The 17215-nt window shown below is 41.2% G+C and carries 14 protein-coding genes; all 14 read left to right on the forward strand.

Features of this window, described 5'->3' with window-relative positions; genetic code table 11:
• Positions 1–68 precede the first annotated feature (68 nt).
• Positions 69–515, forward strand: a complete 447-nt coding sequence (locus ACP14Y_RS15655) for a hypothetical protein (RefSeq protein ID WP_424963866.1) — start codon at positions 69–71, stop codon at positions 513–515.
• Between the two features lie 44 nt (positions 516–559).
• Entirely contained in the window at positions 560–1228 is a 669-nt protein-coding gene (locus tag ACP14Y_RS15660; protein WP_350206086.1) for a class I SAM-dependent methyltransferase, read from the forward strand.
• Entirely contained in the window at positions 1228–1971 is a 744-nt protein-coding gene (locus ACP14Y_RS15665) for a PepSY domain-containing protein (protein WP_424963867.1), read from the forward strand. Before ACP14Y_RS15660 ends, ACP14Y_RS15665 begins: the two co-directional genes overlap by 1 nt.
• 571 nt (positions 1972–2542) lie before the next feature.
• Positions 2543–4939 carry a TonB-dependent receptor domain-containing protein gene (locus tag ACP14Y_RS15670; RefSeq protein WP_350222555.1) on the forward strand — a complete coding sequence of 799 codons (2397 nt, stop codon included), beginning with the start codon at positions 2543–2545 and terminating at the stop codon, positions 4937–4939.
• 179 nt (positions 4940–5118) lie between these two features.
• Positions 5119–5550: a hypothetical protein gene (locus tag ACP14Y_RS15675; RefSeq protein WP_350204893.1), complete on the forward strand. Its 432-nt coding sequence runs from the start codon at positions 5119–5121 to the stop codon at positions 5548–5550.
• Between the two features lie 152 nt (positions 5551–5702).
• Complete coding sequence (locus ACP14Y_RS15680) at positions 5703–6221, forward strand: DUF3347 domain-containing protein (RefSeq protein WP_350113910.1); 519 nt, start codon at positions 5703–5705, stop codon at positions 6219–6221.
• Between the two features lies 1 nt (position 6222).
• Positions 6223–6678: a DUF2231 domain-containing protein gene (locus ACP14Y_RS15685; RefSeq protein ID WP_350204894.1), complete on the forward strand. Its 456-nt coding sequence runs from the start codon at positions 6223–6225 to the stop codon at positions 6676–6678.
• 28 nt (positions 6679–6706) lie between these two features.
• Positions 6707–7459, forward strand: a complete 753-nt coding sequence (locus tag ACP14Y_RS15690) for a hypothetical protein (protein ID WP_350204895.1) — start codon at positions 6707–6709, stop codon at positions 7457–7459.
• Between the two features lie 84 nt (positions 7460–7543).
• Positions 7544–8050 carry a nuclear transport factor 2 family protein gene (locus ACP14Y_RS15695; protein ID WP_350204896.1) on the forward strand — a complete coding sequence of 169 codons (507 nt, stop codon included), beginning with the start codon at positions 7544–7546 and terminating at the stop codon, positions 8048–8050.
• Positions 8051–8078: 28 nt separating this feature from the next.
• A complete protein-coding gene (locus ACP14Y_RS15700) occupies positions 8079–8699 on the forward strand; it encodes an RNA polymerase sigma factor (RefSeq protein ID WP_350222552.1) in 621 nt (206 codons plus the stop codon).
• A 129-nt stretch (positions 8700–8828) separates the two neighbouring features.
• Positions 8829–9848, forward strand: a complete 1020-nt coding sequence (locus tag ACP14Y_RS15705; RefSeq protein WP_350222551.1) for a FecR family protein — start codon at positions 8829–8831, stop codon at positions 9846–9848.
• 164 nt (positions 9849–10012) lie between these two features.
• Entirely contained in the window at positions 10013–13258 is a 3246-nt protein-coding gene (locus ACP14Y_RS15710; RefSeq protein ID WP_424963868.1) for a SusC/RagA family TonB-linked outer membrane protein, read from the forward strand.
• Between the two features lie 20 nt (positions 13259–13278).
• Complete coding sequence (locus ACP14Y_RS15715) at positions 13279–14631, forward strand: hypothetical protein (RefSeq protein WP_424963869.1); 1353 nt, start codon at positions 13279–13281, stop codon at positions 14629–14631.
• A gap of 83 nt (positions 14632–14714) precedes the next feature.
• Positions 14715–17180: a fused MFS/spermidine synthase gene (locus ACP14Y_RS15720; RefSeq protein WP_424963870.1), complete on the forward strand. Its 2466-nt coding sequence runs from the start codon at positions 14715–14717 to the stop codon at positions 17178–17180.
• Positions 17181–17215: the final 35 nt, after the last annotated feature.

The following is a 17215-nucleotide window of genomic DNA, read 5'->3' on the forward strand; positions in this document are numbered from 1 at the left end:
TGCTTCAAATAGACCAGAAAGAATATGGTTTACAAGCACCCCCTTAGACAGGACAAAAGACACCTGTTATGAAGCTAGCAAAACGTTTAAAACAAAAAGAGAAAGAGGTTAAATTGGACAAACAGTCAATCATAGTGCTAGCCTTCTTTGGTATGGTAGTCCTAAGTATAATTGCCTATAACATATGGAACAATACTTCCCCAACTACATGGGTATCCATAGATGAACAATTACCAAACAACAAAGTGTGCATGGTAAATGACGCCTACATGGGAGTAAATCAGATAGAGGTACCTGTGGAGGGAAAGATATATTACGGATGCTGTGAGATGTGTGTAGACAAGTTAAATAACTTGGAGTCTGTGAGGTATGGGACTGACCCATATACCGGACAGCCGGTGGACAAAGCAGATGCATTCATTGTATTAAAATCAAAAGCCACAGGCGAGGTTTTTTACTTCGAGTCAGAGGAAACCTACACCAAATACAAACAAGAAAAAGGTGCAGGATCTTAACCATGGTCGATAGAGCGGCACATACCAAAATCAAAATTTCGAACATGAAGAAAAAGTATAAAAAAGAAAAGGAATTTATTCCGGCATTAGGTTTTAATTTCCTTACTGGGCTTTATGATTACACTATCAAACTCACCATGCCGGAGAAGAAATTTAGGAATCTGCTTATCGAAAGGATTGATCCTCAGCCTAATGAAAAAATTCTTGAATTTGGCTATGGAACAGGGACTAACCTAGTACTAGCAACTCAAAAGTCACCTCAGTCACATTTCCATGGATTAGATATTGACCCCAAAGTAAAAGAGATCGCTAACTCAAAATTGAAGGGAAAAGACATTCAAATGGATCTTCAACTATATGGAGGATCGGCCTTTCCTTATGAAGACCATACTTTTGACAAAGTCTACAGTTGCCTGGTCTTTCATCAGTTGAATGAGCAAGCCAAACTGGAAAGCTTAAAAGAGATACACCGTGTTTTGAAGCCAGACGGCAGGCTCATCGTTGGGGATTGGGGCAAGGCAAAGAACCGATGGATGCGCATTTCCTTTTATATTGTACAGTTACTGGACGGTTTCAAAACGACTACTCCCAATGTAAAAGGATTACTGCCTGAATATATACGGAAGGCTGGCTTTACCGATGTAAAGGAGACTGGTTTTATCAATACACGTATCGGGTCGTTCTGTTATTACGTGGGAACAAAGAAAAAATAATGAAGCGCAACACCAACTACTACATCAGAAAAGCACATCGGTATTTAGGTTTGTTTCTAGGCATTCAATTTTTATTTTGGACACTTGGCGGGCTCTACTTTAGTTGGAGTGATATTGATAAGATACATGGAGAGCACTTGGTGATGGAAAAAAAAGGCTTCTCTCCCACATCTGGTCTAATCGCTCCGGATAGCATACTCATTAAGATAAATAGTACGCAACCCTTGAAGCCAATAGCCAAAATCGAACTAGTGGAGGCACTTGGTGAACCCTATTATCAGCTCCAATTGATGACAGGAGAATACAGGTTATTCTCCGCAAAAACGGGGCAAGTAAAACCGCAATTCACTGAAGACGAGGCGAAAGAAATTGCCAAGTCCTATATCACATTCAAAGCGGAAATAAAAGAAGCTCAATTATTGGCAGAAGTAGGTGATCATCATGAATATAGGGAACGCCACCTTCCGGTATGGTCCATTGCATTTGATTTTGAGGGAGACCCGGTTGTGTATGTGGATGCTGTCACTGGACAGTTTGAGCGCATCAGACACAACAACTGGAGAGCATTTGATTGGCTCTGGATGATGCACACCATGGATTATGAAACCAGGGATGATTTTGGTAATGGGTTACTCAAGGCGTTTTCAATCCTCGGGCTGATCACTGTACTATCCGGATTTTTTCTTTTTGGAGTTTCATATAACAAAAGAGAATTCAAATTTTTTAAGGTCAGAAAATCATGAAAGCGACAGTAAAAATTCAGCCTGATCTTACACCAACCTTGGATGAATTTTTAATCAAAGATTCCATCGGTAATAGAAATTGATGTCCTTATAGATGAAGGTTTTGGCATTCTCACTGAAATGGTGTAAGAGCTACTCTAAAGAGAACTAGATGTGGATTTCAACCTCTGCCACATCCTGGAATCCATCGTATGCACACAGGCTCTCAGGGCTGAAGACTTTATCTGGTTAATGCTCCTTTGCAACGTGATCGTAAAACAGGAAGCTAATCATATTGATGTAGCCTATGTCCGCTTTTGTCTATGGAAGCTGTGGAAAATGAAAACCTTGGAATGATAGCACTGGAGATTAGAAATAGCTGGAAAACGTTATCAACCATTTGAGCAGATCATCCAGGGAGTTAACAGGGGCTTAATGCCCATTTCTCTCACTAGTAATAATGAATCGGAGCATTCAAAATTCACTAGCAATGGCTATTGTAGGATAATAACTAAAGTCTGTACTTTGTACTATTAAGAATAATTATAAATAACAATTCAAGTCAATGCGAGGCATATATACATTCTTATTAATGATAATATCAGTCTACTCTTTTGCTCAAACCAAAACAATCGAAGGTAGAGTTACTGAAAAGGGAACAAGCAAAGGCATTCCTCATGCAAATGTAAGTGTTGAAAATACCCAAATAGGTACCAGGACTGATGGACAGGGGTATTTCAAAATCGAATATGCTCCGGCCACTTCTGAGGAAATTACTATTTCCTGCATAGGCTTTAATTCGCTGACGATAGCTATTGATAAAGTTGGTACAGGTGATAACATAGAACTAGAGGAAAACATACTCGTCTTGCCTCAATTAGTCATAGAAAGCCAAAGCCTCACGCTCGGGAGAGTTGGGTTAAAGGAAATCCCTGGATCAGTACAATACATTTCTGCTGTAGAGCTGAAAAACTATAACTACACCAACGTGAATGACATCATGAAAATGGTGCCCGGTGTAAACGTCCAGGAAGAAGATGGTTTTGGCCTAAGACCTAACATAGGTCTTAGGGGCTCCAGCCTGGAAAGAAGCGCTCGCATTACCATTATGGAAGACGGGATATTGGCTGCACCGGCACCTTACTCATCACCCTCTGCTTATTATTTTCCCACTATGGGCCGTATGAATAGTGTGGAAGTGCTCAAAGGTGCCAGCCAGATCCGGTTTGGTCCGTTTACAACAGGTGGGGCCATCAACTTAATGTCCACCCCGATTCCAAATCGGTTTGCAAGCAAATTTCAATTGACAAGCGGGAGCTATGGATACAAAAACTTACACGCTTACGTAGGTACCAAATCAGAGCAGGTAGGCTTTCTTGTCGAGACTTTTCAATACGGTGCAGATGGGTTTAAAGAACTTGAAAATGGAGATGATACCGGGTTCGATAAGAAAGACTATCAAATAAAAGTAGGGATTAATACCAAAGCGGATGCTAAGGTGTATCAGTCTTTGAATATGACCATGGGCCAAACATTTGAAGACGCCAACGAAACCTACCTGGGGTTAACTGCATCTGACTTTGATGACAATCCGTATCAGCGATATGCGGCCTCACAGTTGGACAATATGGATGCTGAGCAGTCCAGGTTTTCACTTCAGCATTACATAGAAATGCCCGGTGGTGTCAATATTGTAACTACTGCCTATCGAAATGATTTTGCAAGAAACTGGTACAAATTGCAGGGTATCGTTGATGGCCCCTCACTCTCCTCAGTACTTGATAATCCGGAAACCTTCCCAGCCGCATACCAACTGCTGAGGGGGCAAAGTATTGCTGATACGGCTAGCCTAAGCTTAAGAGCTAATAACAGAGAATACTATGCTCAGGGAGTTCAGTCAGTAGTGGATTATGAATTTGAAACCGGGAACGTTTCGCATGATATTCATGTAAGTGGCAGATGGCATGAGGACGAAGAGGACCGCTATCAATGGGAAGACCTTTATGCCATAAACGATGGTACCATTAAGCTAATACAGCCTGGAACACCCGGTACACAAGCAAATAGAGTAGAATCAGCAAAAGCTTTTGCCGGCTATATACTCTATCAACTAGATGTAAACCGATGGAGTTTTACCCCGGGTATCCGTTATGAGAATATAACTGTGAGCCGGAAAGACTATGGGAAAAATGATGTGGAGAGAACTGGTAGTGATCTACAGACAAGATCAAATAGCTTCAGTGTTTGGTTGCCTGGCGTAGGTGTAAATTATCAGTTATCCGGCCAACTCAATTTGTTCAGCGGTGTGCACAGAGGGTTTGCTCCGGCTGGCAGCTCAGATGATACTGACCCGGAGTTGAGTACGAACTATGAACTGGGGATCAGGAAAACCAATAGTAAAGTGGAAGGATCAGCAGTGTTGTTTTATACAGATTACCAAAGCTTACTTGGCAGGGATATTGCTGCCGCAGGTGGCATAGGTTCAGGAGATGCGTTTAATGCAGGAACGGCCATAACTAGGGGTTTGGAGTTTCAAGTTGGGTTTGATGCGGTAAATACAAGTAGCACTATTTCATTGCCGGTGGTAGCTGCATATACGTATACGGATGCTTATTTTAGTAAGAGTTTTGAATCTGAACTTGAACCCTGGGGAATGGTTAATAAAGGAGATCAGCTGCCCTATATTGCTAATCATCAGGTATATGTCAACGTGGGCATCCAGCATAAACGAGCATCCTTATTTTTTAATACCAAATATCAGGGTGATATTGGTACTGTTCCGGGTGCTGAGGACACAGTTCCCGGTGAGCGCATAGACGGGTTCATGGTTTTTGATCTTTCAGCCAATGTTATTATCAATAAATTTCTTTCAGCCAATATTTCGGTAAGCAATGTTTTTGATAATAAATATGCAGTGGCTGCCCGTCCTGCCGGCCTTAGGCCCGGAGCTCCAAGAATGATCAATTTTGGTGTGAGGGCAGACTTTTAGTCATTAGGTTGAGTGAGGTTTCCCGATCTTTATGGGAAACCTCTTTCAGTTTATTAGGTTTTATTTTTTTCACCAGTGTTCTCAGTATGCTGTAAAGAATCCGTTGTTTTTTCAAAACAAGAAGGGTTTTGAATATTGAGTGATCCTACTTACCTTTAATAAGTAGAATTGAATCCAAAGTGGGAACTTTAAAAAATCGTATTTTCTCCTTTTCCCTGCTTAGTACCTATTTGGGTGCCTTTCTGGTTTATTTTGTCTGTAATCTGGGTGATGTCGCAGGGTTTGACCACAATTACACTCATGAAGAAAAGAGCCATTCAGAAGGCCACCATTCACATGACCATGGTCATGATGCCCATAGTCATGACCATTCAGCATCAGAAGGAGAGGAATGCTGTGATGATTTTACCGCCCAAGTCGTATATGATGCCAAAATTCTTGTTAAAGAATTACAAGTTTCGTTTTCCAATTTTCAACTCAATCAGGTTGAGCATTTTATTGCTCAATTTACCAATAGCTATAAAGAATTAACCACTCTATTATACGAAATAGATAGGCCGCCTCCCCGGCAGGCTTCTATCCTTATTTTATTCCAGGTCTTCCGGATATAATACCTTTATATAAGGTCACTTTTACGTGCAAGGCTTTAGTAATCCACAACTATAAGAACGTTGTGTATCATACCTTTTTTAAAACGTTGGGACAAAAGGTAAGCCTTTTCATATTTTCCCTTTAATCTTTTCAACCGTAAAATAATATTCCAATGAAAAAATCAATTCTATTGGTCTTTCTGACTGTAAGCAGTTGGGGGACTTTCGCACAGCATAGCCATGGAAGCCATGGCAATGAAACTAAAAAAAATACAGATCAAATGGGCCCAATGTTTAAGAGCCAGGAGATGGGTGAAGCATACCTGAAGTATACAGCATTGAAAGACGCCCTTTTTGCGTCAGACGTTTTGAAATCAAATGATGCGGCAGCACAGCTCGTCCTTGCCCTCCAAGAGGTGAAAAATGGCAACAAAGCATTCACTGGCGCAAAAATGGTTTCAGAAGCCAAAAGCATTGAAGATAAGCGAAAGATGTTTGCCATGTTGAGTGCTGAAATGATCGAGTTGGTAAAAAACTCCAAATTAACCATGGGAGCTATTTACGTGGATTATTGCCCCATGGCCAATGACAATGCGGGTGCTTCATGGCTATCAAATGATGCTAAAATTGCAAATCCATATTTTGGTGATAAAATGCCGTCGTGTGGAAGTGTAAAAGAAACCATTGAATAAAATGGAAGCGCTTTTACCGGAATGGATGCCAAATATCCATCCATTGATTATTCACTTTCCTATTGCTCTATGGGCTGTTGCTTTGCTGTTTGATGTGGTTTTTGTCATCAAAAAGAGCACCTGGACACGAAATGGAGCGATGAGTTTGTATGCTTTGGCTGCTGTCAGTGCTTTTGCTGCGTATCTCTCTGGGGACCAGGCCATCGATATGGTTTCCGTCCCATTTCAGGGAGAAGTCACAGCCAGCCAGCACTCAGATTGGGGGCATTACACGCTTTACTTTTTTGCAGGATATGCTGTTTTGCGAGGATTCCTCTATTGGAAAAGCCTGGATACCAAAAAATTGATGGCGATTGGCCTGCTGATATTGGGACTGGTCGGAATGGGCATGGTGGCTAAAACAGCGGACCTTGGGGGAAAGCTGGTTTACAAATACGGCGTGGGAACAAAAAAATAATTATTGAACAATTCAAATAATATAAAAAATGAAAGAACTGAAATCAACAATTTATTCCGCTATCCTCTTCATGCTAATGTTGGGTGTTGCGGCCTGCTCAGGTGGGAAAAAATCTGAAGAGGAAGAATCCGGACACGATCATTCTGAAATGACCGAAAGTGAGGATGGTCATGACCATGGTGAAGCATCAGGGGGTCATGATCATGGTAGTCATGGTGAGGCATCTATGGATGAAGGTGAAGGAAAAACATGGACACCATCCGGTAACGGCGAGGAGCTCATCCGATCTGACTTTCACTTCATAGCCGGGGCGATGGAAAATATAGCCCCTGAAGTAACAGAGGTTGCAAGCGACAATGTCTTGAAATTAACTGCAAACGGTCAACCAGTGGCGTTTGTATTTCATCAGTCGTATGGAAATATCGGAATGGCTGTCAGTTTAAATGCCAGCTCCTTTCAGGGAACCTATAAACTGATACACCATGCCAGTAATGCCCACAATCATGAATTTGTGGCGGTAAATGGAAACAATATGAAGCTGGGAAGGATCGTGCAGGGAGATGAAATGGTTTTTGACGAGTCAGAATTCGAATCGGATGAGGATTGGATCAACCTTCGTGTGTCAGCTGCCGGAACCCACTATAAAGGATACATCGGAAATAAGACAGTAACTCATGGTCATGGGGACAAGATGAAAAATGGATACGTAGGTATCATGCTAGACGGAACAGGTGAAATCCTGATCAAATCAATAGAAACTGTACCCCTTGAAGACGAATGAGTTTTAAATCAATTATGAATTAACCTATGATTTTGGGAAGCTATAGAAATGCAGTTTGCCCAATCATATCAACCAAAAACAAACATGAAATTTCAAAAAAAAATAATACTACCTGCAGTGCTTATTACATTCATTCTTAGCGCTTGCAATACTTCCACTGACCAGTACGGAAATGTGAACTTGTCGGAAGAAGAAACGAAGGTGAAAGAAGTAATAACTACATACAAGAATGGTATAGAAGCACTAAGCGTGGAAGGTTTAAATGAACTCTTCCTGAAAGACTCTGAAGTATTTGAATCGGGTGGTTCGGAAGGTTCATTTTCGCACTATTTAGATCATCATCTGGCACCAGAGTTAGAAGCTTTTGAGTCATTTGACTTCAATGATCATAAAATCAAAGTGAAAATTGATATGCCGTATGCCTTTACTACGGAGACTTATACCTTTAAAATCGTGGTGAAATCGGATGAACCTGAGGGCCAGGTAATTGAGCGTAAAGGAGTAGCTACATCGGTTTTGAAGTTTGAAAACGACCAATGGAAAATCATGAAGACACACTCTTCTTCCCGGGGGATGAGTAGTTCACATTGATGAATCATTTGCATAAATAACCGATCAAATGGGCGAGAAAAAAATATATCCTTTAGATGTACACAAAGCTCCATCTTTGAAAAAGAGCAAGCAGAGATTTTCTGATAGAAAAGATGAAGAAATTTGGCAAGCCTATTGTGCCGGAGATGATGAAGCATTCGTGTATATCTATAACGAATATGTCCACCGGTTATTTACATTTGGTGTCCAGTTTGCATCCAGGGCCATCGTTCTGGATGCAATTCAGGACCTTTTCTTGTACCTGAAGCAAAGGCAAGGTAAAGAACAACGTGTGGAAAAGATTAAGCCATACCTGTACAAGGCCTTGCATCGGACGCTTATGTCCATTCTCAAAAAAGAAACGCAACTAAAATCGTTTGAACCGTCGAATGACCCTCCTGCCAACTGGGCTATAAGCCTGACCAGTGATGTTAGGCTTATTGATGAAGAAAATACCAAGATCCAACGTGGAAGATTAACCAAGGCTCTTAATCAGCTATCTGAAAAGCAAAGACAAGCTATCATTCTTTACTACTATGAAGGGTTCACGTTTGAAGAGATCAAAGACATTATGAATGTGAGTGACAAAAGCTCTGCCAGAAAGTTAGTTGGGAGAGCACTGCATTCTATGCGCCATATATTCATTTAGTGTTTGTAAATAATTCGGAATAATGTTCTTTTTTTCATTAAATAGTTGAAGTAAGAATTTTTTTTCTTCAAAAAATGGACACTTTCATTTGGTTTATTCTACTAGATAGGTAGAAACGCATGAAAACCAATGAAATACCGTGACTACAGCGTAGTTGATTTTGTTACAGATGATTTTTTTGTTGCTTGGGTGAAGCACCCAAATGAAGAATCCTCTCTATTTTGGAATGAATACATTATCTCAAACCCTGGCCAACGTCAGGTTATTTCAGATGCCAGATCGCTTGTTTTATCCATTTCGTATGCGAAAGCAGAACCACTAACGTCAGATGAATATTTAGAGACCTTAGAAAATATAATTAAAGAGACCCCTCGATCTGGTTTTAGGTGGAGGAAGATTATGCTTCATGTAGCTGCCACAGTAGCTTTGATTGTTGCATTCACCTTGATATTACGTCCATTTAATGCAGCAGATACATCTCCTGCCAGAGAAAAAAGGATTTTAGTAACCAAAGAAAACCCACGTGGGCAAAAATCCATATCCATTCTTCCAGACGGTACTAAAATTCATCTGAATGCAGAAAGTGAATTAATCATTGATTCACTTTTTGGGCATAGTGAAAGAAAAGTTTATTTGACCGGCGAAGCTTATTTTGATGTCACAGAGAATAAGTCAAAACCATTTGTTATTTGGACTAAGGAATTAAAGACCACTGTCTTAGGTACCTCCTTCAATATCAGATCTTTTGAAGATGAAGGGGAAGCAAGTATAGTGGTTGTTAGCGGTAATGTAAAGGTATCACATTCCATGGGTGATTCTTACCAGCTTAGACCCTATGACCTTCTCAGGTATGAAAAAAAGAATAACCGGTTTAAAGCGGACAAAATCAATAACCTAACCAGTCATGTTGGTTGGAAGGACGGAATACTCACTTTTGAAAATGACACCTTTGATCAGGTGAAAGAGAAAATAGAAAGGTGGTATGACGTAACTATTCAGGCAGATTTTGGTCACGAAGCAGGAGGGCTGTATTCTGCCAGCTATGACAATAAATCGCTCATAAAAGTATTGGATGGTTGGAGTTATACCTCCGGATTTTCTTATAAAAAGAATAAAGACAATATCATAATATTAACCTTAAAACCCTAACGTGATGGATGCATATGATACAAGTTAAAAAGGAGTTCGTCATCCAATAAGGATGACGAACCAAAAAGGGATTGAGGCATACATCTCCGTCTGCAAACAAAAGATAGTCTACCTCAAAAACCCTGAGCATTGATAAAAACTATGTTTTACCAATAATTAAAAGTATGAACAAGTATATACTAAAACAAACGATAGAAATGTCAAAGACCATGTTTTATGCTTTACTCGTAAACTGTCTCCTTAGCATGACAGTCTATGCAGAAAAAGCTAATGGCCAGGTTAGTTTAAAAGAGATTCCGCTTTCAATTTCAAGTGATAACGTTGAATTGAAGGAAGTGTTCAATTTTCTAAATGAGAAAACAGGATTTTCTTTTTCTTACAATGACAGCAAGGTTGACTTAAAATCAAAAGTCAGCGTCCATATTGAAAATGGGTCATTGTTGGATGCTTTAACGTTGCTTTCACAGCAAAAGGCATTGAATTTCAAACGAATAGATAATAACATCCACGTACAGCGAGCAAAGAAAAAGTCTGAAGTTGGAGTTTTTGTGATAGAGTTGATTCCGGTTAGTGGAAGAGTCACTGACAGTGAGGGCAATGGCCTTCCCGGCGCAACAGTTGTTATAAAAGGTACAACCAATGGTACAACAACGGATATAGATGGAAACTTTAATCTTGAGGCCGAAGAGGGGGAGACATTGGTAATCAGCTATCTGGGTTTTGAAACAGTAGAAGTTGCAGTTGGTAATCAGCAAAATTACAACATCGTTTTAAACGAAGATGTGAGTAACCTTCAAGAGGTGGTAGTGACAGCTACAGGGGTACGAAGAAAGGTCGAAATTGGAAATAGCATTGCGCGACTTGATGTGGATGAGGATGTCAAAGTAAGACCAATAAGCAACGTGTCTGACTTGTTACAAGGACAAGCATCCGGTGTTCAAATCTTCGGAAGTGGCGGATCAGTGGGAATGGGTTCAAGAATAAGGGTTAGGGGATCAAATAGTGCCTCATTGTCCAATGAACCAGTTATTTACATTGATGGAGTGTTAATTAACAACCAGCCCAACTCCATTTCTTTTGAAACCGGAGGTCAGTCACCTTCCAGATTGAATGATATCAATCCGGAGGATATTGAGTCAATTGAGGTAATTAAAGGCCCATCTGCCGCTACACTATACGGATCAATAGCTGCCAATGGGGTGATAAGGATCACAACCAAGAAAGGAAAAAAAGGCAAACCGCGATGGACAGCCTACACGGAAAGAGGTTTTGTAGAGGATGTAGGTAATTACCCTGCAAACTACCAGGCTTATGATGCGAGCGGTAATCCCGGGTTTAATTTTGAAGCAGCGGAAGGTAGTTTTGTTCCTACAAGAGTAGAATCTTACCAGCCATTAAATGATTCTGAAACATCTCCGTTCAGAAAAGGCCAGTTGTTTGGGTTTGGTGCCAGTGTCTCAGGGGGTAGTGATGCCCTGACCTATTACCTATCAGGTAACGTAAGTGATAATGAGGGGGTACTTCCGGTAAATAATATCAAAAGGTTGAATTTTCGTGCAAACTTTGGTGCCAAAATTACCGAAAGCTTGCAGGCAAATTTCACTAGCGGATACACCAATAGCGACCTGGAACTTCCACTAAATGATAACTTTTCATTGGCCCTTATGGCACAAGGTCTCAATGGTACAGCTGATCCGGAAGTCAATGATGGATGGGGTGAATTTACGCCGGCAGAATTATTTACCATAGATACCAGACAAAGGATTAATCGATACACTACAGGCCTTAACTTAGAATGGACAAAAGTTGAAAACTTAAGGGTAAGACTTGCAGGGGGTATTGACTACACTAATCGATGGGATACCCAGTTTTTTCCGACCGGTAAAGCTCCGGATTTTCTTAACTATGATGAAGGAGCTCGATTTTCAAACAGGTTTAATGAGTTTGTGTACACCCTTGATGCGGTGGCCACCTATACGAATAAGCTGTCATCTAGTGTCGGCTTAAGATCCTCTGTTGGATTTCAATATCTTGGAAATCTATCCCAAGGGACATTAAGTACTGGACTTCAATTGGTTGCGGGGAGTAGCTCCATTGCCGGTGCAGCCACGACTTTTAGTACCGAGGAAACTATTGAACAAAGAACTGCCGGTGTTTTTATCGAAGAGCAGGTAAGTTTTAATGAGCGACTGTTTGTTACAGGTGCTATTCGTTCAGACAGAGGTAGTTCGTTTGGCTCAGCACTGGATGCGGTGGTTTACCCGAAGGTAAGTGCTTCGTGGGTTCTTTCTGATGAGTCTTTCTTCAATGTTAGTAACAATATAGTGAGTTCACTTAGGCTGAGAGGGGCTTGGGGAGCCTCGGGTGTACAACCAGGTACAAACGATGCACTAAGATTTTTCAATCCTATAGCTGCCACTGTAGATGGAGGAAGTGATGTGACAGGTGTTACGTTTGGAAGCGTGGGTAATGAAGACTTAAGGCCCGAAAGATCCAGGGAGATTGAGTTTGGATTTGATGCCGGACTTATTTCCAATAGAGTGGATCTTGAAGTAACTTATTTTAATAAGCAAACATCTGATGCACTTATTTTTAGACAACTTCCACAATCATTAGGAGTTGGAACAGGCCGATTTGAAAACCTTGGATCCGTTCAGAATAAGGGATTGGAAGTGTCTATGAATGCAAGAATATTTGAAGTAGGGAAAACAGCTTTTGACTTAAATTTTGTAGGTGCATTTTTGGACAATGAATTGAAGGAGCTTGGAGAGGGAATTGAACCAGTAATCTTTGGACAGCAACGACATGTTGAAGGTTATCCGCTGGGAGGTTATTGGGATGAGCCTTATACATTCAATGATGCCAATGGAGATGGGTTTATATCCCAAAGCGAAGTTCAAGCAGGGACAGAGGTTGTTTATTTGGGTTCCCCGTTCGCTACTACAGACGTCTCATTTATGCCTTCACTTAAATTTTTGGATGGACAATTGGAGTTGAGGGGCTTACTCAATTTCCGTGGAGGACAGAAACTTTATAACAACACAGGATCCTGGCGAAACGGAAACAACAATACCGATGAATTAAATGATCCAAATGCCTCATTGGCAAGTCAGGCCAGGGCAGTTGCTTCTAAATTTTTAGGTACAAATGCCGGATATATTGAGGATGCGTCTTTTTGGAGACTAAGAGAAATTTCACTTACCTATAGTCTACCGAAGACCCTTATTAGCAATGCAGGGTTAAGTCGAGCGAGTCTTACGCTATCTGGTCAAAACCTTGGAGTATGGACAGACTATTCGGGATTAGATCCTGAAATAAGCTCCGTTGGACAAGCCAACTTCACGACGGAAGAATTCCTAAGCCAGCCTCCCGTAAGGATGTGGAAGGCTCGCCTCAATCTGACATTTTAATTAATCTAAATGATACTATTATGACTAATTATAAAAGCAACAAAATGAAACGAGCGATTAGAAATAGCCTTGGGTTAATTGGGTTACTGACTATGCTGATTTTTGGCATATCGTCATGCGATTCGATGCTGGAGGTAACAGATCCTGATATTGTTACACCGGACAATTTGAATAGTGAGGCCGGGATTGCAACGTTAAGGGCAGGCTCTTTAGGAGATCTTGCAGTCGCCATTAGTGGTTCGGCGGCTGGACACGGTGCTACTACCGGACTTATTATCATGAGTGGTCTTATGGCAGATGAATATGACTATAGCGGGACATTTCCAACCAGAAGAGAGGCAGATACCAGAATTGTTCAAAATGTTAATTTTGATATTGACAGGATATATGGAAACCTTCATCGCGCCAGGGCATCAGCTGAAGCTACAGTTGACCTTATTAATACTTTTGGTGGATTTGATAACACCAAAAGTGAGATGGAAAGTGTAGTAGGGTATGTTTATATCCTTTTTGCTGAAACCTATTGTTCAGGGATCTCATTTAGCAAAGCACCTGCAGATGGTGGTGATCTGATATTGGGGGAGCCCCAAACAACAGATCAAATGTTTCAGGCTGCCATTAATTGGTTTGATGATGCCATTGCTGATGCCACACCTGGTTCTGACCTTGAGTATCTCGCGAGAGTGGGCAAAGCCAGGGCTTTATTAGGCTTGGGTCAAATCTCTGATGCAGCCGACGAAGTTTCATCAGTGCCTGATGATTTTGTGTACAATGTAGAACACTCTGAAAATAGTCTAAGGCAGCAAAATGGGGTGTATATCATGAGTACGGTAAGGAGGCAATTTTCAATTGCAGATGGAAAAGGAGGAAATGGGTTAATGTATAGAAGTAGCAATGATCCACGGACTCCATGGGAAGACAATGGAGCGTTTGGACAGGATGACATTACTCCATATTACAATCAACTTAAATATGATGATGCAAGTGATCCTATTGTTTTTGCCTCCGGTATCGAAGCAAGACTGATCGAAGCGGAAGCTGCCGCACAGGCAACTCAAAACGCGACGGTTGAGAGCATTCATACTGCACTGAGAGCGACGATCGGATTGCCGCCAGAAGACCTGTCTGGCATGACCCAGAATCAATTACTAAACTATCATTTTGCAGAACGAGCTTTTTGGTTGTACAGTACGGCTCATAGACAGGGTGATTTACGTCGGTTGGTTAGGGTCTATGGCAGGTCTGTCTCAGATGTTTTTCCAACGGGTGACTACTTTAAAGGTGGATCGTATGATTCCAATGTAGTTTTCCCGGTTCCTCAGTCTGAGGCAAATAATCCAAACTATGTTGGTTGCCTTGATACTAACCCATAGTTTTTCATTTATAGTAGGTTTAACATTTTAAATGAAGCTTAAGGGGTCTTAATGACCCCTTTTGTTTTAATTTTTACTTAAGAATGGAAAAAAAAGTAATCCTCAACTCCCTTTCACACAGACCCATTGGACTCCTGTTTTTTTTCTCGGGAATGGCAGGTTTGGTAATGCAGGTAGTGTGGATGTACAAACTTGGGCTTGTTTTTGGTAATGCTTCCTATGCCGCTGCAGCTACCCTAGCTTCTTTTTTTCTCGGGCTGGCCTTAGGTGGAAAATATTGGGGTAGCAGATCCTCAAAGGTGATACGTCCTCTCAGGCTTTATGGATTGCTAGAGTTGGGTATAGCATTATCGGCCCTTTTGTTGATACCAGGACTGAAATTTTATGAAGACATCTATTCAGATGTGGTATTGCTGGCAGGGGACAGCAGATCTTTGCTTACCCTCATCAAATTCTTCTTTTCCTTGCTTGTTCTATTCGTACCTACGGTACTAATGGGGGGTACTTTTCCGGTTTTATCACAGTTTATTGGCAGAACGCATTTAGCTTCGAAAGGCACTTTACTCTACACACTAAATACCCTCGGCGCAGCGGTGGGTACTTTTTTGGCCGGCTTTTTTTTGTTCATCCAATTGGGGGTTCAAAACACCTACATCGTATCTATTTGCCTGGCCGGTATCATAGGCATCATGGCGATTATTCTCGACTTATATACGGTAGCTCCGCCATCCACTAAGCAATCATCACAAGCTAACCCAAAGACAACTTCAGTCTTGAGCATTACACAGTTTCATATAATAGCGTTTGGCTCAGGAATGCTTGCTTTGGCGGCCGAAACGGCATGGATCAAGATGTTTACACAGGTTTTGCAAAACTCAGTATATTCATTTTCGATTGTTTTAGTAGTATTCCTTTTGTCCCTGGCAATAGGTGGGGCCTTTGCTCACTACCTGGTGAAACGATCCTTTAAAATTCAAAACATCATATTCTTTCTACTGCTATTTTCAATACTTTTAGTTGGTAGTACGCCCTGGGTTTTTGATTTTATGACCAATGGTCTCTCTTATGTTGGGATGACTGCTGCATGGACAGATTATCTGATTTCAATATTTTTTCTTAGTCTGGGGGTGATAGGCATTCCAGCCATAGTACTAGGCACCTTATTTCCATACCTCATCAAATCAAACTCCATATTTAATCTGGTACCAGGAACATTCATTGGCAGAATGGTTTTTCTCAATTCACTCGGGAGTGCAGTTGGCCCCATATTGTTAGGGTTTGTGCTTATAGAAGTGGTTGGTGTATGGGTCTCCATTAAAGTAATTGCCATAGGATATGGTGTTCTGCTTTTCTACTTTCTTAAGTCTTCCGGGATTGGCTACTCTTCAAGAAAGATCACCGTGTCAGCTTTTGCCACCGTTGCGGTCTTGTTTTTCAGCTCTCCACAGGTAGTTCGGTTATCGGACTCAGAGCAGTTGTTGGGAGTCTGGCAGTCTGTCGATGGTATAGTTTCTGTGGTAAAATCTGACAACAATATAGACATGAGATTGAACAATACGTACATCCTCGGCGATGCTCAGTCAACACTGGTGGAGCAGATGCAAGCCAACATACCGTTGCTCATTCATCCAGAACCCGAACAGGTACTTTTCCTCGGGATGGGTACGGGGATTACCGCCGGAGCTGCATTGAACCATGACGTTAAACACGTAGATGTAGCTGAAATTGTGGCAGATGTGATTCCTGCATCAAAGAACTTTTTTTCAGCCTGGACCAATGACCTGTATACCGATCATCGGGTGAAAATCATACATGATGACGCGCGCAATCACCTATTGGGAACAAAGGAGAAATATGATGTGATCATTGGTGATTTGTTCTCTCCCTGGCATAGTGGAACGGGAAGCCTGTACACCCTGGAGCACTTTCAGATGGTCAGGAGTAAGCTGGATTCAGGTGGTCTGTTTGCACAATGGCTTCCCTTATATCAGCTCACTCAGGAAAGTTTTGAATCAATAGTGGCAACCTTCAGCAAGGTTTTCCCAACCACCACGTTTTGGCGTGCAGACTTTTCAAGTGAAAAACCAAGCATTGCCCTGATAGGTCAAAGGACAAATACCAGGCTTAGAAATGAGGTGCTTTTAAAAAATATAGAAAATGTATTGAGTGATGAAAAAAATACATCACTTCATATGGCAGGACTTTTTTATCTGGGCAATATTGAAGCCATTCGTTCCACCATAGAAAATGCGCCGATAAATACAGACGATAAACGAACAATCGAATTCATAGCACCAGTAGCCACCCAGCAGGCCAATGCTGGAAAGGCAACCTTTCTTACTGGGCCAATGCAAGCTCAACTTTATCATAACCTAAGGAAGGTACTCCCAAATAAAGATCCATATCTCGTAAACATGCCTGCGCAAGAACTTTCATACATTGAGGTTGGTCATTTGTATTTCAATTATTTACTGCTACAAAATGAAGATGTAGAAAAAGCAGACTCGATCCTAATGGAGATTAGAACTTTAGCTCCGGATTTTTTGTAGAACAGACATTCAGTTCTATGTTTTGCTTCAATTTA

Origin of the sequence: Ekhidna sp. (genome assembly GCF_965247405.1) — a bacterium.
In the GTDB taxonomy this organism is placed as follows: Bacteria; Bacteroidota; Bacteroidia; order Cytophagales; family Cyclobacteriaceae; genus Ekhidna.